Here is a 19,212-nt window from a genome sequence, read left to right as displayed (position 1 = left end):
ATTATGAGCAACTCAACTTCTACCCCAAACACTGGTTTAAGCTACAAAGATGCAGGTGTCGACATTGAGGCGGGCGACGCGTTAGTCGATCGTATCAAATCTGTCGCTAAGCGTACCTCACGTCCCGAAGTTATGGGCGGTCTAGGTGGCTTTGGTGCACTTTGTAAAATTCCTAAAGGTTATGAAGAACCTGTTCTCGTATCTGGCACAGATGGTGTTGGTACAAAATTACGTCTGGCACTGAATTTGAACCGTCATGACACAATTGGTCAAGACCTGGTTGCAATGTGCGTGAATGACCTTCTTGTCTGTGGTGCTGAACCACTGTTCTTCCTTGATTATTATGCAACTGGTCACTTAAATGTTGATGTTGCTGCAAATGTAGTCACTGGTATTGGCGCTGGTTGTGAACTTGCTGGCTGTGCATTAGTTGGCGGTGAAACTGCTGAAATGCCAGGCATGTATGAAGGCGAAGATTACGATCTTGCAGGTTTCTGTGTCGGTGTTGTTGAGCAAAGTAAAATTATTGATGGCTCTAAAGTCAAAGCGGGTGACGTTTTAATTGGTGTAGCTTCTTCAGGTGCGCACTCAAACGGCTACTCACTGCTTCGTAAAATCCTGGACGTGAAAAACGTTGACCTGAATCAAATCGTCGATGGCCGCCCACTTGCAGATGTTGCAATGGAACCAACACGCATTTATGTAAAACCAATTCTTGAACTGTTAAAACACGTTGATGTCCATGCGATGGCACACATCACCGGTGGTGGTTTACCAGGTAACTTGCCTCGCGTACTTCCAAACGGTGCTCAAGCGCTGGTAAATGAATCTTCTTGGGAATGGCCTGAGCTATTCAAGCTTCTACAACGTGAAGGCGGCGTAGACCAGTTTGAAATGTACCGTACTTTCAACTGTGGCGTCGGCATGGTGCTGGTTGTTGATGCTGCGGATGCAGACAAAACTGTTGAATTACTCAACCAGCTTGGTGAAAAAGCATGGGCGATGGGTCAGATTCAAGACCATGCTGAATCGGTTGCAGGTGCAGACGAAAAAATTCGTGTGATCTTCGCGTAATTTCGCATGATTAAAATTGCTGTACTTGTTTCAGGTAGCGGATCAAATCTGCAAGCCTTGATTGATGCCAATCTTTCAGGGCAAATTGTGGGCGTGATTTCCAACAAACCTGAAGCCTTTGCTTTAACGCGTGCACAACACGCAGGCATTCAGACTGCAGTTATTGAACACAAGCAATATCCAAGTCGTGAAGCTTTTGATGATGTGATGCATCAACAGCTTTTGGACTGGGATGTAGATCTAGTGGTACTTGCCGGCTTTATGCGAATTTTAAGTGAAAAATTTGTGAAAGCCTGGGAAGGGAAAATGTTGAATATTCATCCGTCCCTATTGCCTTATTATAAAGGCATGCATACGCATCAGCGCGTACTCAATACCGGTGATGTTCTGCACGGTTGTACGGTGCATTATGTCACGGCTGAGCTGGATGCAGGCCAAGCACTTGCGCAAGGTGTTCTCAAGGTTTCTCACCACGATACGGTAGAAAATTTGGCAACACGTGTGCATAGCCTCGAGCATGTGATCTATCCACAAGTCGTAGAATGGATTTGTAGCGGTACGATTCAACATACTGAAGATGGTGTGCTGTATCGAAATGAGAAAATGCAAGCGCCTGTTCAATTCTGCAAGTTCTAAAAAAATTTAGATATTAAAAAAACGCATCCTCGGATGCGTTTTTTATTTCCAATACATTCAATAATTCAAGCAGACTGTTGCTGAATCAGCTGTTTGACCAAGCCAGCTACTTGATCAGGTTGTTCCAATGGGAACATATGTCCACCATCCACCACGGTAAAAGGAATACCAAATTTCTTTTGCACTTGCTGCGGGAACTTGCGGGCCAGAAATGGACCTTTCTTAGCCACAACTAAATGCACAGGAATTTTGGGTTTTGCCTGAGGCAACCACCATAGTGACGGATTGGTTCTAAAGACTGCGACCTCATCCATTTTAGGAATAGTGAGTTCTACCCCACCCCGGATGGGATCATCCTGCAAGGCATGGTCAATATAAGCTTGGAAGCAATCTGCATCAAAATCCTGATAAAAACCTTTAGGGCGCAGCAATTCAGCGGCTTGTTCACGTGAATCCCAATGGTCACGACGGCGTTTGGACAGACCGGCCGGAGACATTTTATCCAATGCTTTTAAGCGAAAAGTTTTCGCAATATGCAAGGCAAAGGCTTCTTTGCCCATAATCATCGGCGGGTCCAGCATGATCATTTGTGAAAACAGTTCCGGACGCTGCAAAGCCGCCTGCAGAGTTAACACAGATCCCAAAGAATGCCCCAGACCAATGACAGGTCGCCCATGTGACTGACGTACAATACTGTCAATCACTTGCTGGGTCAGGCTTTTCCAATGGTTATCAACCGGATAACGCTTGTCTGGCCCTAAAAGCGGCACATAGATAACATCGTAATCATCTTGTAATCCATCAAACAGCTTTTGATAGACTTTGGATGGCACGCCATTGGCGTGCGCGAAATGAATCAATGGTTTCATTGCAGTGTCGTGCTATTTTCTGACTGAAGCTTCTGTGCAACCGAAGAAGCAATTCCATCCCCAATCGATGAACCCATACGACCCAAGACTGATTCAAATGGACTATATTCAATGGTGTAATTCAACGCTTTTTCAGTTTTCAGTTCACGTTTCAAAGTATTTAAGCTACCGATACGATCCGCAATTCCTAATTTCACCGCCTGATCACCGGTCCAGAACAAACCAGAGAAAATGGCAGGATCATTAGATTTCAATTTATTACCACGCCCCTGTTTCACTGCATTAATAAAGTGACCATGCACATTATCTAGCACACCCTGTACATGGGCTTTTTGTGCAGGATCAACAGGCTGAGTCATAGACAACAGAGCTTTATTTTCACCTGAAGTCATGGTGCGATCTTCAACGCCTAACTTTTGCAATAGATTAGTCACACCATAATTCGGCATGATTACCCCAATTGAACCAACCAGACTCGATGGATTGACAATAATTTCATCCGCGGCTGAAGCAATATAATAAGCACCTGAAGCCCCCGTATCGCCAATCACGGCATACAGTTTTTTCCCAGGATGCTGTTTTTTCAGATACTGAATTTCCTGCCAGATCTCATCCGACTGTACCGGTGAACCGCCAGGTGAGTTGATATTTAGTACCACTGCTTTGCTTTGTTTATTTTCAAAGGCTTTTTTCAATGATTTGATGGTATTGCTACTGTTGACACTCTGCTTGTCGGCTGCAATCGTACCCACAATATCCACGACTGCAATATGAGAACCCGCACCAGCGCTGGCATCTGACGAGACTGAACTACAGCTCTTGCCCAATGCCAGAATAACCACAAGCAGATAAGCAAAAGTCAGGAATTTAAAGAAAATTCCCCAACGGCGCGCACGGCGCTGCTCCTCGACCGAAGCTAAAACTGCTTTTTCCAGCAGTTTCCATTCCGGGCCAGTCGGTTGAACTGGTTGTTGCGTATTTTGTATTTGATTTTCAGGTTTTGGTGGCCAATCGGACATAAATAATCCAATAAATTGATTTATATTGAGCCCATTATATACACTGAATCGGGTAATTCTGTCTAAACAAAACGTTTTCGCCTATAATAAATTTTGTTCTCTTTTTTTGTACTTATATTAAATCAATGACCAAACAGGACTCACGGAATTCAGCTTACGGTTTACTCAAATACATTAGCCGCCAACCGCTTCCGGTTTCTCGATGGATGGCCCGTCTTCTGGCCTTTATTGTGAACAGTTTCAAAGTCACCAAAACTTCGGAAATTATTCGCCTCAATCTCGAGATCAGCCTTTCTGAACTGTCCAATGACGAACGTGAACGTATTAACCGTGCGGCGGTTCGCAATGAATTAATGTCATATTTCGAGTTTTTTACCATTTGGGGTTCAAGTAATCAGAAAAATATCAAACGGGTGCATCGCGTCATTGGCGAAGATCTACTGCATGATGCACTGGCACAAAATAAAGGCCTAGTGTTAATCGTGCCACATTTTGGTACCTGGGAAATTATGAATGCCTATATTGCCCAGTTCACCTCAATGACCATTATGTACAAACCTGTGAAAAATCAGGCTGCAGATCAATTTGTACGGGCTGCCCGTAGCCGGGAACAGGCGCATCTGGTACCGACCGATGAATCTGGTGTCCGTCAGATTTTTAAGGCCTTAAAACAAGGCGGCACTACGGTCATCCTGCCGGATCATACCCCGAATATCGGTGGTGAATATATTCCATATTTCGGTGTGCCTTTAGCTACGAGTAATTTGAGTGCCAAACTGATTCAAAAGACCAAAGCGCGTGCCCTGTTTTTATATGCCTTGCGTAATACTGATGATGGATTCGATATCTTTATCGAAGCAGTTGATGAAAAAATTTATAGTGGTAATGCCAATCAGGGTACCCAAGTTATTATTAATAGTATTGAAAATTTAATTCGTCGCCATCCAGAACATTATCACTGGAGTTATAAACGCTTTAACGCTCATCAAGACTTGGGCAATCTTTATAGTCTAGAGCATGAACAAGCCTTGAGCAAAGTGAATACCTTAAGAACACAAGACGTCCATGACGTTTTGCTGATGCTGGAATCAGTGACTTAAAGGCTGACGATATAGCCACTGCCATCCATGTCGTTCGGCAGAAAGCACCAGTTTTGAGCCTTGTTGCTGAAAGTGCATGCTGCCCTGTTCTGCCGTGGTCAATAAAGGAATATTAAGAGCTTTCAACCGTTGCTGGGTCAGTTGGCTCGGGTGGCCATAACGGTTAAATTTCCCAGCCGAGGCAATCGCTAGTTTAGGCTGCAAAACTTCTAAAAATTGATAGGCTGAACTGTGCTGACTGCCATGGTGTCCAAGCACCAGCACATCAACTTTCAATTCAGGATAATCTTTGAGCAGCTGATATTCAGTCTCCCAGCCCGCATCGCCCATCAATAAAAAGTTTTGATACGGTCCGGCATTTTTGACTTGCAGATATACCACACAAGAGCGGTCATTTTTATTGAAGTTTGGCGTATTTAACTGCTGCTGCCGAGGTGCCAGAATTCTAAATTTAATCTCTTCGGACCATTGCCATTGCTGTCCTGCATAACAAAACTGAAAACTTGAAGAAGCAGCTGTTTCAGGCATCTGATTGGATGACACTTGTCGGATGTTTAGTTGATCTTTAATGCTGTGATATGCACCGCTATGGTCCTGATCCAGATGGGTCAAAATCAGTTGATCCAGTTCCCCAACACCTTGCACAGATAGAAACGGCCTAATCACTTGTCGACCAATACTGAATTTTTCTTCATTATAATAACCACCCATGTCGATCATCATGCTCTTTTGCCCTTTCCGAATGAAGATGGCCTGTCCCTGCCCGACATCCAGAACAGACAGCTGAAATGCATGCTGATTAAGTTGAGGAATGCACAGTGGTACACAGGCAAGTGCTGTCCAGCTTTTGGGCACTAAGCCACGCGGCAAAAAGACAATTAATAAGCCCAAAATACATAGAGCAATCATCCAGACATTCATGGCCACAGGAATCAGTTGCGGTGCAAACAGCCGATCAAGCAGATCTAGAAATGCCAGCAGTATATGAATAAAAATATCATTGAGCTGAAACAGCAGACTCGAAAGTGGTTCAGAGATGAAAAATAATAAAGCCGCCAGAATATCTACGGGAACTATCAGCAGGCCAATCCACGGGATGGCTACCAGGTTGCTTAGCGGGGTAATCCAAGCCACCTGCTTAAAAAACAGCATCATTAAGGGAAACAGGGCCAGAAAAATTTTCCACTGCGACTCCACTAAAACTTTCATTGCAAAATACGGCCGTTGTAATGCTGTTTGTATTGTTTGATTCGGTTGCTGCTGAATGGTTTGATAGATTCGCAGCAAGACAAAACAGGCTCCATAAGACAGCCAGAATGCGGCCGACAAAATGCTAAAAGGATCAAAGAGCAACAATAAGGCAGCACTTAAAATCAGCAGTTTTAATGGCTGCACACTTTGCCTGAGCAGCAAGGTTAAAGTTACAATCACACAAATCAGTAAAGTGCGTAGCGCCGGAATCTCAAAACCGACAAAGGCACAATACAGTAATACACATAACAAAAAAGGCAGACTCAAAAAATACTGCCTTGGCCATTTCAGATAAATCTGCGGTGCGTACCTTGAAATCAGATATTGCAAGGTGCCACAGACGATAAAAGCAAAGATCAGCACATGCGGTCCGGAAATCGCCAGTAAATGACTCATGCCAAAACGCTGGAATTGCTGTTCCGTCGCTTGATCCAAGAGACTTTCATCACCACTTAATAGAGCCAGTAACAAGCCTTTCTGCTGTACGGGTTGTCTGGCCACAAACTCTCTTAAGGCCAGTCGCTGTTGTTCTACCCAAAGCAAAAATCGCTGATTCAACTTTTGTTGCTGACGGAAATGTTGAGCATGACCTAGCGTATAGAGTTGTTGCAGTTGCAACTCCTGAATGCTCTTGATTCGGAAACCGGCCATAACATTTTGCTGTAATGCCCACTTTTCTGCATCAAAGGCACCTGGTGTGGCATAACTATGGCTAGGCCGAATCTGGCCTTGTAATAAATAATAGTGTCCCAGTTCAAGAGTCTGCTGTTTGGTTTCATCATTTACCAAACTGGATGTGGTAGGATCTGAAACTGGCAGAAAACCCATCCACTTAACTGTATTGCCATCAGGATTAAGCACATGCAAGGCTTGCTGGATATTCTGATCGCCCAGTTTATTCAGCTCTTTGATATACACCACGATTTCTTTTTCAGAGACCTCGTGCTCTCGCTTGGATAAACGTTCAGCCAATTGCAGATTGGCATAAGCGTGACCTAAAAACAGCCCTAAAAGTAGGCTTGACCCAGTGATCAACAGGCTTCTCAGCGGTGTATTCAAGATGAGCTTTAATTTATGGCAACACAGATACCACAACAGCGCAACGATCAAAACTGCCGTCCCGCTCAGTTGAACAGTCAGGAAACTTTTCCCCATACAGGCAAGGCCTAAAATCCAGCCAATACATAGCCACTGCAACATTGAATCTTATTCTGTCTTGTTATTATTTTGCCCAATAATAAAGCCCACCGGAGTGAGCTTCAATCAAATGCGAATATTCTCGTTATTTATGGTTCGATCCAGAGACCATCCTGCATGTGTAAAATTCGGTCTGCAGCATGGGCCAGTTGTTCATCATGGGTCACAATCAGCATCGCCATATTGAACTCACGTTGTAATTCGGTCAGCAGTTCAAAAATCTTTGCTGCAGTCTTACGATCCAGATTTCCGGTCGGTTCATCGGCCATCATCAGTTTAGGTTTACCGACCACTGCACGCGCCAAAGCTACACGCTGACGCTCACCTCCGGATAATTCACCCGGCTTGTGAGTCAGACGATGCGAAAGACCAACACGTTCCAGCAAATATTCGGCCTGCTGTTTAGCTTCCTTGAATTTCATGTTATCGCGTAACATCAGTGGCATGGCCACATTTTCCAGTGCCGTAAATTCTGGCAACAGGTGATGAAACTGATAAACAAAGCCCAAATGCTCATTCCGCACATAACCGCGTTCTGCTTCAGACAAGGTATCAAAACGGCGGCCATTCACCATGACCTGACCTGACGTCGGGCGATCCAATCCACCCAAAACATGCAATAAGGTACTTTTGCCTGAACCACTTGAACCTACAATCGAAACAAACTCACCTGCTTTCACCTGTAGCGACAAGCCGCGAATCACATCGACAGTGGCTTTACCATCGGTAAAGGATTTGTGAATATTCTGGGCATCTAAAATCAGATTACTCATAACGCAAAGCCTCTGCCGGTTGAATTTTTGCTGCACGTAAAGCCGGATAAATTGTCGCGACAAAACTGAGTGCCAGTGACAAGCCTACAATCACCAAGACATCCTGCCAGCGCAGATACGAAGGTAAGTAGTTAATAAAATAGGCATCAAACATATTCAGGCCTAAAGTATTGTTGAGCCAGCCAATAAAGCTACTGATACTGGTTGCCGCAATAATCCCGAGGATGGCCCCTGCACAAGTTCCAATCACCCCAATCACGGTACCTTGCACCATAAAGATTTTGGTAATGGTGGCAGGTGAAGCCCCCAAAGTCCTTAAAATGGCAATGTCTGATTTTTTATCCGTCACCACCATTACCAGTGAAGACACAATATTAAATGCCGCGACTAGAACAATCAGGAATAAAAGCAGGCTGACCATGGCCTTTTCCATCTGAATCGCACTGAACAGGTTACCATGCGTATAAGTCCAGTCCGAAGCATAGAAATTCCCCGGCAAATCACGCACGATTTCCTGAGACACTTGTGGTGCCAGGAAAATATCATCCAGCTTCATACGCACACCCTGCGCACCATCCGGAAGACGCAGTAAAGTCGACGCATCATTTAAAGCGATATAACCCATCATAGAATCAACTTCAGCACCAATACTGAAAATTCCCACGACTTTAAAACGCTTAAAACGTGGGACGACACCGGCTGGTGATGGGGTGGCTTCTGGCAAAACCAGAGTAATATTGTCATTTAAACCCACACCCATGGCATCGGTCATTTGCTTGCCCAAAACAATACCAAATTCACCTTTTTTCAGGCTGTCGATACTGCCCTCAACCATATGGTTTTGTATAATTGAAACTTTTTTCTCATACTCGGGTTCAATCCCGCTGACCATAATGCCGGCGACCTGACCCTGTGCGGTCAGCATGCCTTGTAATTGAGTAAAAGGTGCGACTCCCTGAACATGCTCATGCCCTTCAATTTGCTTTGCAAGTTCTGGCCAATTTGTTAAAATTTGTGTTGAGGAAACAGTCGCTTGAGGTATCATTCCTAAGACACGATTCTTTAACTCTCGGTCAAAACCATTCATCACAGACAACACTGTAATGAGGACTGCCACACCGAGTGTGAGGCCGATCATTGAGACCAACGCGATAAAAGAAATGAAGTGGTTACTACGCCGTGCGCGAGTATATTTCAACCCTATATACAGCGAGATTGGTTTGAACATAACCATCTAGTCCGAGGTAATAAATTATGGAAAATGTACAGCATCCAAACGGATTTACGGAAAGACGCGTCATGTCTCGAATCGATGCTGCCTTACGAATTAATTATCAGATTATTTCCGATGATGTTGCCTTGAATGATCCTTACGATCCTAACTTCGTCTTGCCCCGCTATTTTCTACTACTTGCAGAACTAGATCAATTTGATCATGCGGTTAACTACGAATTAGAACAATTATCTGAAAAAGATCAACAAATTGCTCGAATCTTATCCTTATTTAATCAAAAGTTAAACCTTATTACCGGTTCTTTGTATGACGCAATTGTACAAAGCATGTTACCTGTACCAGAGCAAGTGAACTTTTCAGAAACCGGTTTTAGTTTCTTTAATGAGCGCCCTATCGCTGAAGGCACCTATCTGCACGTGACTTTGAGTCATCCGGAAAATTTCTTCCATATTGCAGCAACCGCTCAGGTGGCCTACAGTCGCGAAGAAGAAAATGGCAAATATCGGACTGGTGCATATTTTATTACCATGCATCCCCAAGACCGTGTCAAACTGGGTGAATGCGTCAAGGCTCACTTTGTTTAAATTACTGCTTTAGTCAGTGCTGCTGGGTGATGAAAGGCGAGCGTTATAGCTCGCTTTAATTTCTCTGGAAAAATATAACAACAAACCAGCCAGTAAGATAACGACGCCAAAGACTGCTCCACCCGATAATTTTTCATCATTCAGAATCACCCCGACAAATAAGGCCAGCATCGGCGTCAATACGGTGGTCAACGACAAAGTGGTCGCCTTGATTTTCTGTACCAGCTTAAAATAACAGAACATCGCAATCAGGGAAGCCATGATTACCGCATAACTAAGTCCAATCAGCGATTTTGCCTGTGGAATCTGGGTAGGTGCAAATTGCCAGATAAATGGCAACATGGCACAAGCCATGACCGCTGAAACTGCAATAGAACCGGCAGCCTGCGCCATAGGCTCTAAAGGGGCATTGACTTTTTTCACCCAGAACATAGAAGCAGAATAAATAAAAACACTGAGCAACATCAGGCCTATGCCAATCGGCTGAATATGCTGATCTTTGCCACCTACACAGATAATGCCCAGACCCAGCAGCGCAATCGCCATACCACCCCACTGCGAAGCATACAGCTTAAGCTGAAATACAAAACGGCCAATCAATCCGGTCATGATCGGCGCCAGTCCGAACATCAGGGCAATAATGCCTGAACTCAGATAATCCGTAGCCAAATAGGTGAAAATCTGTGAGCCGATAAAACTGCATGCACCAGCCAGATAACTGTGCATGGATAATTTATCTAAGGGAAAACGGGTTTTAAACAGCCACAACAAGGCAAATGCAAAAGGCAAAGCCAGAAAGAAGCGCAGTGCCAAAGCCCAGAGCGGATGCAAATCCGTCACACTCCAGACAATCGCCAGCGGTGTCGTCGCCCAGATAAAAACCAATAAAAGATAGGTGACAATCATATTGGTTTGTGTGGGCATGCGAGTCACTCTGAATAAGGTTTAAAGCGCGGAAGTTTTACGTTTTTGTTTTTGAATGGTCTGATCGAGTGCGCTGGAAAATTCGCGTTTATCCCGCTCTGAAATCGGGGGTGGCCCGCCCGTTTGCACACCAGCTCCGCGTAGGCTGTCCATAAAATCACGCAAGTGTAAGCGCGCTTTGACATTGGCTGTAGTATAAATTTCACCGCGGGGATGAATCGCAATTCCGCCTTTTTCAATCACTTCCGCAGCCAAGGGAATATCTTGGGTCATGACAATATCATGCTCTTTCATACGCAGAATAATTTCTTTATCTGCAGCATCCGCTCCACTCATCACCTGAATTGAATTAATTCTGACCGAAGGTGTGATTCCGACTGGTTGATTGGCAACAAAAGTAACTTCCAGCTGATAGCGATCCGAAGCACGAATAATCACATCTCGCAGCATACGGGGCAATGCATCGGCATCGACCCAAAGTTTGAATGGCAACACAGGGCTTCCCATTAAGGTATAAATCATGGTTATTCTAGCAAATTGCAGTGATCAGGTTGATGATTAAATCGCTCCATTTTCATTGCATCCGCTCTCTGTATTTTAAAAAGTATGCGCTCGGTAAAAGCGGCGTGATTCATGCGAGAAAAAAAATTGACTTCATTTGACTGGCATTTTAATTTTAAAATTCATTCGATTGACTTGAAAAATCGCAATGACCCTCGATTAACTATAAATACATCATCCAAGATCAATTGTGCATATGAAAAATCAGAATAGCCCAGAGATCATCACCATTGATGATCAAAATTTCGGTAGTCATGTCGAACACTGGACCTTGCTCACCGACAACCCTGGCACAGATGTACCACAGTGGTTAGGCAAAGCTCTTGATGAACCAATCATGCCGATGGGCCTTTGTACACAAGAATGTGATATGGATGCAGAGACCTGGCTGATTCAGGGTCCAAGCAAAGCTGCGGTACAGTTGAGTCAAGTGATTGCCGTCGAAAACAATAAGCCTCAAGCGGTAAAAACTGCATTCCCCTGCTTTGACAGTCCTTATCAGGTGAAAGCCACGATTGACCGGATTATTAGCTGTAAATCCAATACTCAGGCTGTATTGCGCCTGAATCTGGGTGCTAACAATATTATTTACGCTTTCGATAGCCTGTATAGCGTCAATCACCCGCACTATGAAAAAGACCAGTCCTATGTGGTGAATCTGAATGGCTGGGCCTATGAACTTGAAGCGGTCGCAGATCATGAGCATCTGGTGGTTGATGATCCGGCTTCGATTAAGCACCACCGTGCCTTGAATGATATTCTCGCTGCCAATAATGGTGTGGCCCCGGATAATTTGCAGGAACAGATTGATGCCTGGCAGCCGCAGTCCGAAGAAGATAAAGAACCTGTAACCGTAGATTTTTCTAAAATGGTGGCTTATCTATACGGCGAAACCATGGGTCAAGAAGATGAAGCCTGGTTCCAGGGCAATATTGTCGGTAAAACCACCATGCAATTTATGGATCAGGACTACACCCTTTATGATGTCACCCTGATTCATGATGAAGACCAGCCTGCGACCCTGATCCGGATTGCAACGCGGAATGACCAGTACAAAAACTTCCAGATTGGTCAGTATATTCGTGGTAACTTGTGGATTCAGGCCAATATTTATAGAAAAGCTGCCTAAGTTCAAACATATAAAGAAGATATTCATTTTGATGGGTATCTTCTTTTAATCCATCTATATTCTTATTTGTCATTTTAATTTTTGATTATTTTTTATACATATTTTCTGGCTTAATAATCTATTTAAATTCATTAAAAACCGAGTTATCCACATTTTCAAATTCAAATGAATTCATTTTAAATATTTAAAATAACCTTAAAAATCTTGTAAAAATAAGCGCTTGATTTCTCATATAAATAATCTGTCGTCGTGCAAATCTAATATTTAGATAAAATGATAATTTATGCTCTTTAATTAAAAATGTACTTTATTTAATCAATTTTTTATGATAAAAATACTCACAACAAATTAGTATTAACGATAAATAGATCGGACAATAAATATCTATGAAAATCGTGCAAGAAGAAACATTACAACAGGTCGAGCATCATCTTAGCTCCCGCTATAATATTGATATGATGTCCTGCCTTTTTTTCATGTTGGGGATGCTGATCTGCGGATTCATCCTGCATACTTTTATTTTCTAAAATTATTGTATTCATAAAAAAACCCAGCCTGTGCTGGGTTTTTTCGTTTCAGGAATTAACCATTGCGTTTGGCAAAGTCATCCATAAAGTTCACCAATGCTTGCACACCTTCTAAAGGTACAGCATTGTAAATACTTGCACGCATACCGCCCACCGAACGGTGACCAGCAAGATTCAATAAGTGCTGCGCTTCAGCTTCTTTCAGGAACTGTTTCTCAAGATCTGCATTGGCCAAGGTAAATGGGACGTTCATGATCGAGCGGTTTGCTTTTGCGATTGGATTCGCATAGAAATCGCTTTGATCGATATAACCATAAAGCAAGTTAGCTTTCTCAAGGTTCACCTTGTGCATGGCATCTACGCCGCCATTTTCCAGTAACCACTCAAACACCAGACCAGATAAGTACCATGCATAAGTTGATGGTGTGTTGACCATTGAGCCATTTTTCGCTTGATCTGAATATTTCAAGATGCTTGGAATCTCAGGCTTGGCTTGATCGAGTAAATCTTCGCGAATGATCACCAGCGTTAAACCAGCAGGCCCGATATTCTTTTGCGCGCCCGCATAGATCAAACCAAATTTAGAGACGTCTAAGGGTGCAGATAAAATGCTAGATGAATAATCGCACACTAATGGCTTATCTGTTTCAGGAATTGAAGCAAATTGCAGACCGCCAATGGTTTCATTATCGGCATAATGCACATAAGCTGCATCAGCAGACAGGTTCCATTCGCTTTGTGCACTGATCGCATATTTACCATCAATTTGGATACCTGCTTTTACAACATTGATATCGCCATAACGTTGCGCTTCTTTCAAAGCTTTTTCAGACCAGATGCCGGTATCGATATAGTCTCCTTTGTTGTTTTTGCCAAGCAAGTTCAATGGAATTGCCGAGAACTGTAGTGATGCCCCACCCTGCAAGAACAATACTTTGTAGTTCTCAGGAATATTCATGAGTTTGCGCAGGTCTGCTTCCGCTTTTTCAGCCATGGCAACATAGTCGGAACTACGGTGGCTCATTTCCATGATCGAAAGACCTTTGCCATGCCAGTCAAGCATTTCAGCTTGAGCTTTTTCAAGTACGGCAGTCGGTAATGCAGCAGGACCAGCACAGAAGTTGTACGCGCGCATGATTTTTCCTTTCAGAGTGAAACACAATAAAATGATGGCATTTAACCATATCTGGCAGGGTCTTGCACAAAATTATTTCAATCTATGAGTCAAGATAGAGTCAAAAAATCAATGTAGATTCACAAGATAAATTGACCAGTATTTTAGCCTGCTGTTTTTATCATCTTTGAACTAACAATTGAAAATATTCAAGATTAAGCCATTTTTTGATTCTAGATATTCCATTAAAAACAGCCGATAAGTATTTGAAATACAGATGTAAAAGAAACAATACTATAACTTTACACTAGTTCTATCTACGAACTTTTAATCTATACTAGCCGGATAACATCACCGGCTTTAAATCAGTTTAGCGACTTTATGAACTTAAAGAAAAATAAAAGACAGCTTGTCTGGGGTTTAAATCTGCTTGCATCAATGATGTATGGCAGCTTTGCTCATGCGCAGAGCATCAGCTTTCAGGACGCTGAACGTCAGTTGTTGCAAAATTCTTATAGCAGCCAAGCCTATCAAAGTCTGGAACAGGCCTCAAAACTTGAAGCTGAAGCGGTGAAAGGTATAGGTCTGCCACGAATCGATCTGAATGTTCGTGCGTATGCCTTTCATAATGAACTCGATCTACCTTTGGGCGCATTAAAAAATAATTTAGAGCAATCCTTAACGGATGGTGTCAATAATAGAATTGATGAACTGAACTTAGGTGATCTGGCTGACCCGTTAAAAAATAGTTTAAGACAACCTATTCAAAATGGGGTGGGCTTAATTCCTGATAGTTCGCATGTCGTGCTGGATGACCAGGTGATTCGTCCGACGATTTCAGTCATGATGCCGCTTTATACCGGTGGACTGACAAGCAGCGCCAAAGAAATCGCCAATATTCAGGTCGGTCGTAGTCAGCTCAGCAACAAACAGCAGCAAGACACGCAGCGTTTTGAACTGATTCAAAGTTATTTTAATGTACAGCTTCAAAAGCAACTACATGCAGCAGCACTATTTAACCTGAATGCCATGCAACAGCATTATCGCAATGCCTTAAAGATGGAACAGCAAGGTTTTATCAGTAAAGGCCAGCGCATGCAATTTGAAGTGGCACGTAATAATGCCGAACGCAGCCAGCAAAACACGCAAGCCAATTTGAATGCTGCCCTTTTCCATCTGAATAATCTGCTTCAAGAAAGTAGCATCACTGAGCTTTCAACGCCTTTATTTGTCAATAAAACCGAGCCACAGGCCTTAAATCATCTGCTGAAAACCTTTAGTCAGAACTCTGCGCTGATTCAAAAAATGCAGCTGGATACCCAATTGGCTCAAGCCAATGTCAAAGCCCAGCAAGCGGCAAAAAAACCGAATGTTTTTGCTTTTGGTGAATATAGTCTGGATCAAAATGAAAACTGGATTGTCGGGGTGGCTGCCCGTTATAACTTATTTTCCGGAATTGATAAAAATAAAAATATTCAGGCTGCCGAACTCAAACGCTCTGCTACAGAACTGCTTACTGCACGCACCCAGCAGGAAATTGAAAATCTGATTTATAAATCTTATAGCGAAGCACTCAGTGCACAGCAAAGTGATGCGCTTCTGGCACAAAACTTGAAAGCCGCACAGGAAAATTTACGCATCCAAGAATTGTCTTTTAAAGAAGATATGGGCACCGCCACACAGGTCATCGATGCACAAAATATGCTGAGCGGACTACGAGCTGAAACTGCCTTGAATGCCTATAAATATGTGATGTCACTGGCCACCCTATTACAAAGCCATGGCTCGATTACAGAATTTCCGAACTACATTCAACATACCAATACCCACTATATTCGCTAATGGAGCCGAACATGAACGAAGATCAAAAAACCAATGATCCTGTGAATGAAGCGGCTTCATCCAGCGATACAGAAAAATCGCCTGCGCAACAGGTAGAAACAAAAACTGAAATAGAAAATAACGCGACGACTTCGACCGAGCAACAACAAGCTCCTGAAATCGCTAAAAAGAAAAAATATTTATTGCTCGCCCTGATTCCAGTTCTGCTGGCAGTCATCGCATTTGGATTATGGAAAAGCTACCAACCGGCTCCGCTGGAATTGCAGGGTCGTGTAGAAGCTGAAACGGTTCAGGTGGCGACCAAAGTGCCAAGCCGTATTGAAGAAATCTATGTAGAAGAAGGTCAGCGGGTCAAAAAAGACGATGTGCTGGTGCGCTTAAACAGCCCGGAAATTCAGGCCAAAAAACAGCAAGCCGTAGCGGCTTTACAATCTGCGCTAGCCTTACAATCGACTGCTGAACGTGGCTCGCAGGAAGAAAATATCGCCAGCCTGTATGCCAACTGGCAATCGCTGAAAGCACAGCAAAATTTAGCCAAAGTTTCTTATGAGCGTGGTGCAAATTTATTTAAGGAAGGTGTGATCTCACGCCAGCGCCGTGATGAATTATTTGCAGCCAGTCAATCAGCGGCGCAAATGACTGAAGCGGCGTATCAGCAATATGCACGTGCCAAACGTGGCAGCACCTCGCAGCAAAAGAGTTCCGCCGATGCACAGGTAGATATTGCCCAGGCTGCGCTAGATGAAGCCAATGCTTTAGAAGCAGAAACCCAATTAGTTGCACCTGTAAACGGAACGGTGTCTAAAACCTATGGCAAAGTCTCGGAGTTGGTAGCCACCGCAGTCCCTGTGGTCAGCCTCATTGAAGACAAGATGTGGGTGAGCCTGAATATTCGTGAAGACCAATATGCCCCGTTTCAGAAAATGAGCAGTATTGCAGGTTATATTCCCGCCCTAGATAAAACCGCCACTTTTAAAATCAAGCAGATCAGTGCTGAAGGTGAATTTGCCACCATTAAGACCACACGCCAAACCGGCGGCTATGATGTCAGAAGTTTTAAGCTGCATCTTGTGCCCGTACCAGCGATTTCTGAACTCAAAGTCGGGATGAGCGTGTTGTTTAAACTGAAAGAGACCCCATAATGTGGACGGGTATATGGCGCGAATTGCGCTATCTGCTTCACGAAAAATGGGATCTGTGTCTGGTCACGCTGGCACCTGCACTGGTGATTATTTTATTCAGCAGCATGTTTGCCCAAGGTAAACCCGATCATCTATCGATTGCGATTATTGATCAAGATCAGAGTGCGCTGAGTCAAAGCATTTATCAGCATGTGGCACTGAATCATACTCTGAAAATTGCTACGGTGTCGGAACAAACAGCTGAGATTGAGCGCCTGCTAAATCAAAATAAAATTTGGGGTTATATCCATATTCCAAGCGGCGCCGAGCAACGTCTGGTTCGTGCTCAGGATGCTGACATCAGTATTGCCTTTAACCAAAGTTATTTCAGTATCGGAAATACCATTTCGTCTGCCATGCTGGTTAGTACCCTGCAAGCACTCGCTGAATTTAGCGGACAGCAATATCTGGGCAACCGGCTGCCCTCTCTCGAAGCACCGTCACCGCATATCAAAATATCGCCACTGTATAATCCGCAGCTGAATTATGAATTCTATCTGGAACCCTATGTCATTCCGGCAATTCTGCATTTACTACTGTGTTGTTGTGTGGCATTTTCCGTCGGTCAGGAACTGAAGCGGCAGACCTTAACAAGCTGGGTCAGCAACTCATCCATCTGGATGGCATTGCTGTCTAAGAACCTGGTCTATGTGGCTATTTTTAGTCTATGGACCTGGATCTGGATGTTCTGGCTGATTGAAATTCGCGGCTGGTTTGTTGCCGGCTCGCTCGCTCTGATTCTATCGGCACAATTTCTGCTATATAGCGCTTATGCATTTTTAAGCAGTGCAGTGGTTCTGGCAACCAAAGATTTAAGTAAATCTTTTGGCATCATTGCGGTCTATGGCGGTTCATCTTTAAGTTTTGCCGGTGTGACTTTACCTTTAAATAATGCGCCCCTATTCACCCAGTTTTGGTCCAATATTATTCCGTTCACGCCCTATGCCAAATTACAAACTGAACAATGGGTGATTGGTAGTCCATTGCATATTTCACTGCAAGCTGGATTAATGCTGCTGATCTATGCCCTAGTCTACGCTCTGCTGGCTTATCTGTTTCTTAAAAAAATAGCTAAAGGAGCAGTCCAATGAAATCCCTCTGGTTTTACTATCTGCAAAGCTTCAAGGATATTGTCAGTCACGGCACGATCTTTACCACGCTTATTCTATCCGTCTTATTTTACAGCTTTTTTTATCCAACCGCTTATCAGGCACAGCAGGCTGAAGCCTTACCCATTATTATTGTCGATGAAGAACAAAGTAACTTAAGCACCCGTATTATTGGTCAGGTGGCACAAAGCCCCAATGTGGAAATTGAGGTGATTACCGGCAATTTTGCCGAAGCCAAACAATGGGTGGAGTCACAAAAAGCCGATGGCATTTTACTGCTGCCGGACAATTTATCGCAAAGCTTAAGGCATGGTGAAACAGGCGGAATTGGACTGTATTTAAGCACGGCCAACTTTTTAGTGACCAAACAAATTGGTCTGGGCTTAGCTACATCAGTTGAGCAAACTTTGGCAGATTATACTGAACGCTTTGGCAAGGTCTCGGATTTTTCACCTGCCCTTTCTGTGCATCAAATTCCTTTATTTAATCCGCTATCCGGCTATGGCAGCTATGTCTTTCCTGCGGTTGCACCTTTAATTATTCACCAAACCATTCTTTTGGGTTTGAGTATGCTGATTTTGGTATATCGGGAAAGAAAAGTAGAATTAAACGCAAATGCATTGATTGGGATGTGTTTAGCGGTCTTTACTATTGGCTGTCTGGGATGTTTCTATTTATTCGGCTTTAGCTTCTGGCTATTTGATTATCCGCGCGGTGGCAACCTGCTCGGGATGCTGCTGGCTGTTCCGGTTTTTATCTACACAATAATTGGCATGACCTGCCTATTTGCCAGTTTTCTGGATCTGCCAGAACGTGCGGGTCATATGATTGTATTCACTTCCATTCCACTGTTCTTTTTATCTGGTGCGGCCTGGCCGCATGCTGCCATGCCTATCTGGATGCAAGTCCTTGGTGAAATCCTGCCTTCCACGCAAATTGTGCAGATGTTTATTCAACTCAATCAGATGGGTGTACCTACCGCACTGGTCTTGCCTAAATTGCTCTATCTTGGAATGATTGGCAGCTTGTGCTTTTTCCTGGCTTATCGACGTTTAATTTCTAGTCATCAAAGCAGATAGAGCATTATA

The 19,212-nt window shown here is 43.6% G+C and carries 18 protein-coding genes; 9 read left to right on the top strand and 9 right to left on the bottom strand.

Annotated features, from left to right (window positions below; translation table 11 throughout):
- The first annotated feature begins 3 nt into the window (after positions 1–3).
- Positions 4–1,074 carry a phosphoribosylformylglycinamidine cyclo-ligase gene (gene purM / locus J7649_RS00480; RefSeq protein WP_219308820.1) on the top strand — a complete coding sequence of 357 codons (1,071 nt, stop codon included), beginning with the start codon at positions 4–6 and terminating at the stop codon, positions 1,072–1,074.
- Between the two features lie 6 nt (positions 1,075–1,080).
- Positions 1,081–1,710: a phosphoribosylglycinamide formyltransferase gene (gene purN, locus J7649_RS00475; protein ID WP_219308818.1), complete on the top strand. Its 630-nt coding sequence runs from the start codon at positions 1,081–1,083 to the stop codon at positions 1,708–1,710.
- 65 nt (positions 1,711–1,775) lie between these two features.
- On the opposite strand, the gene J7649_RS00470 is transcribed toward purN, so the two are convergent.
- Both J7649_RS00470 and sppA read right to left on the bottom strand, forming a co-directional pair.
- A complete protein-coding gene (locus tag J7649_RS00470) occupies positions 1,776–2,579 on the bottom strand; it encodes an alpha/beta fold hydrolase (protein ID WP_180037143.1) in 804 nt (267 codons plus the stop codon).
- Positions 2,576–3,598, bottom strand: coding sequence for a signal peptide peptidase SppA (gene sppA / locus J7649_RS00465; protein WP_071850628.1), 1,023 nt, complete (start codon positions 3,596–3,598; stop codon positions 2,576–2,578). The genes J7649_RS00470 and sppA overlap by 4 nt, the downstream gene beginning before the upstream one ends.
- Before the next feature lie 125 nt (positions 3,599–3,723).
- Here sppA and J7649_RS00460 point away from each other — a divergent pair, with 125 nt between their 5' ends.
- Positions 3,724–4,698 (top strand): lysophospholipid acyltransferase family protein, encoded by a 975-nt coding sequence (locus J7649_RS00460; protein WP_219308816.1) that lies wholly within the window; start codon positions 3,724–3,726, stop codon positions 4,696–4,698.
- Here J7649_RS00460 and J7649_RS00455 read toward each other — a convergent pair.
- The 3 genes from J7649_RS00455 to J7649_RS00445 all read right to left on the bottom strand — a co-directional run bounded on the left by J7649_RS00455 (position 4,687) and on the right by J7649_RS00445 (position 9,147).
- Positions 4,687–7,149, bottom strand: coding sequence for a DNA internalization-related competence protein ComEC/Rec2 (locus J7649_RS00455; RefSeq protein WP_219308814.1), 2,463 nt, complete (start codon positions 7,147–7,149; stop codon positions 4,687–4,689). The two genes, J7649_RS00460 and J7649_RS00455, sit on opposite strands and share 12 nt — an antisense overlap.
- A gap of 86 nt (positions 7,150–7,235) precedes the next feature.
- Positions 7,236–7,919 carry a lipoprotein-releasing ABC transporter ATP-binding protein LolD gene (gene lolD, locus J7649_RS00450; RefSeq protein ID WP_004645694.1) on the bottom strand — a complete coding sequence of 228 codons (684 nt, stop codon included), beginning with the start codon at positions 7,917–7,919 and terminating at the stop codon, positions 7,236–7,238.
- Positions 7,912–9,147: a lipoprotein-releasing ABC transporter permease subunit gene (locus J7649_RS00445; protein WP_004645695.1), complete on the bottom strand. Its 1,236-nt coding sequence runs from the start codon at positions 9,145–9,147 to the stop codon at positions 7,912–7,914. Before J7649_RS00445 ends, lolD begins: the two co-directional genes overlap by 8 nt.
- 26 nt (positions 9,148–9,173) lie before the next feature.
- Here J7649_RS00445 and J7649_RS00440 point away from each other — a divergent pair, with 26 nt between their 5' ends.
- Entirely contained in the window at positions 9,174–9,737 is a 564-nt protein-coding gene (locus J7649_RS00440; protein ID WP_004279140.1) for a PilZ domain-containing protein, read from the top strand.
- A 9-nt stretch (positions 9,738–9,746) separates the two neighbouring features.
- Here J7649_RS00440 and J7649_RS00435 read toward each other — a convergent pair whose 3' ends face one another.
- Both J7649_RS00435 and J7649_RS00430 read right to left on the bottom strand, forming a co-directional pair.
- Positions 9,747–10,661, bottom strand: coding sequence for a DMT family transporter (locus J7649_RS00435; RefSeq protein ID WP_219308812.1), 915 nt, complete (start codon positions 10,659–10,661; stop codon positions 9,747–9,749).
- Positions 10,662–10,682: 21 nt separating this feature from the next.
- On the bottom strand, positions 10,683–11,168 hold the full coding sequence (locus J7649_RS00430) for a YaiI/YqxD family protein (RefSeq protein ID WP_171054293.1): 486 nt from the start codon (positions 11,166–11,168) through the stop codon (positions 10,683–10,685).
- A 250-nt stretch (positions 11,169–11,418) separates the two neighbouring features.
- Here J7649_RS00430 and J7649_RS00425 point away from each other — a divergent pair, with 250 nt between their 5' ends.
- The gene (locus tag J7649_RS00425) at positions 11,419–12,351 is read left to right on the top strand and encodes a hypothetical protein (RefSeq protein WP_219308810.1); all 933 of its coding nucleotides are present in this window, start codon (positions 11,419–11,421) and stop codon (positions 12,349–12,351) included.
- 410 nt (positions 12,352–12,761) lie between these two features.
- Here J7649_RS00425 and J7649_RS16865 read toward each other — a convergent pair whose 3' ends face one another.
- Together J7649_RS16865 and serC are read right to left on the bottom strand one after the other, a co-directional pair.
- On the bottom strand, positions 12,762–12,893 hold the full coding sequence (locus tag J7649_RS16865; RefSeq protein ID WP_005103875.1) for a hypothetical protein: 132 nt from the start codon (positions 12,891–12,893) through the stop codon (positions 12,762–12,764).
- 40 nt (positions 12,894–12,933) lie between these two features.
- Entirely contained in the window at positions 12,934–14,013 is a 1,080-nt protein-coding gene (gene serC / locus J7649_RS00420) for a 3-phosphoserine/phosphohydroxythreonine transaminase (RefSeq protein WP_219308808.1), read from the bottom strand.
- A gap of 360 nt (positions 14,014–14,373) precedes the next feature.
- Here serC and J7649_RS00415 point away from each other — a divergent pair, with 360 nt between their 5' ends.
- The 4 genes from J7649_RS00415 to J7649_RS00400 are packed head-to-tail and all read left to right on the top strand — an operon-like array spanning position 14,374 to position 19,203.
- On the top strand, positions 14,374–15,834 hold the full coding sequence (locus J7649_RS00415; protein ID WP_219308806.1) for a TolC family protein: 1,461 nt from the start codon (positions 14,374–14,376) through the stop codon (positions 15,832–15,834).
- 11 nt (positions 15,835–15,845) lie between these two features.
- Positions 15,846–16,976 (top strand): HlyD family secretion protein, encoded by a 1,131-nt coding sequence (locus J7649_RS00410; protein ID WP_219308804.1) that lies wholly within the window; start codon positions 15,846–15,848, stop codon positions 16,974–16,976.
- On the top strand, positions 16,976–18,106 hold the full coding sequence (locus J7649_RS00405) for an ABC transporter permease (RefSeq protein ID WP_219308802.1): 1,131 nt from the start codon (positions 16,976–16,978) through the stop codon (positions 18,104–18,106). Before J7649_RS00410 ends, J7649_RS00405 begins: the two co-directional genes overlap by 1 nt.
- The gene (locus J7649_RS00400; protein WP_219308800.1) at positions 18,103–19,203 is read left to right on the top strand and encodes an ABC transporter permease; all 1,101 of its coding nucleotides are present in this window, start codon (positions 18,103–18,105) and stop codon (positions 19,201–19,203) included. Before J7649_RS00405 ends, J7649_RS00400 begins: the two co-directional genes overlap by 4 nt.
- Positions 19,204–19,212 lie beyond the last annotated feature (9 nt).

The organism is Acinetobacter lwoffii, from assembly GCF_019343495.1.
Classification (GTDB): domain Bacteria; phylum Pseudomonadota; class Gammaproteobacteria; order Pseudomonadales; family Moraxellaceae; genus Acinetobacter; species Acinetobacter lwoffii_P.
This window is presented reverse-complemented; position numbering and strand designations above follow the sequence as displayed.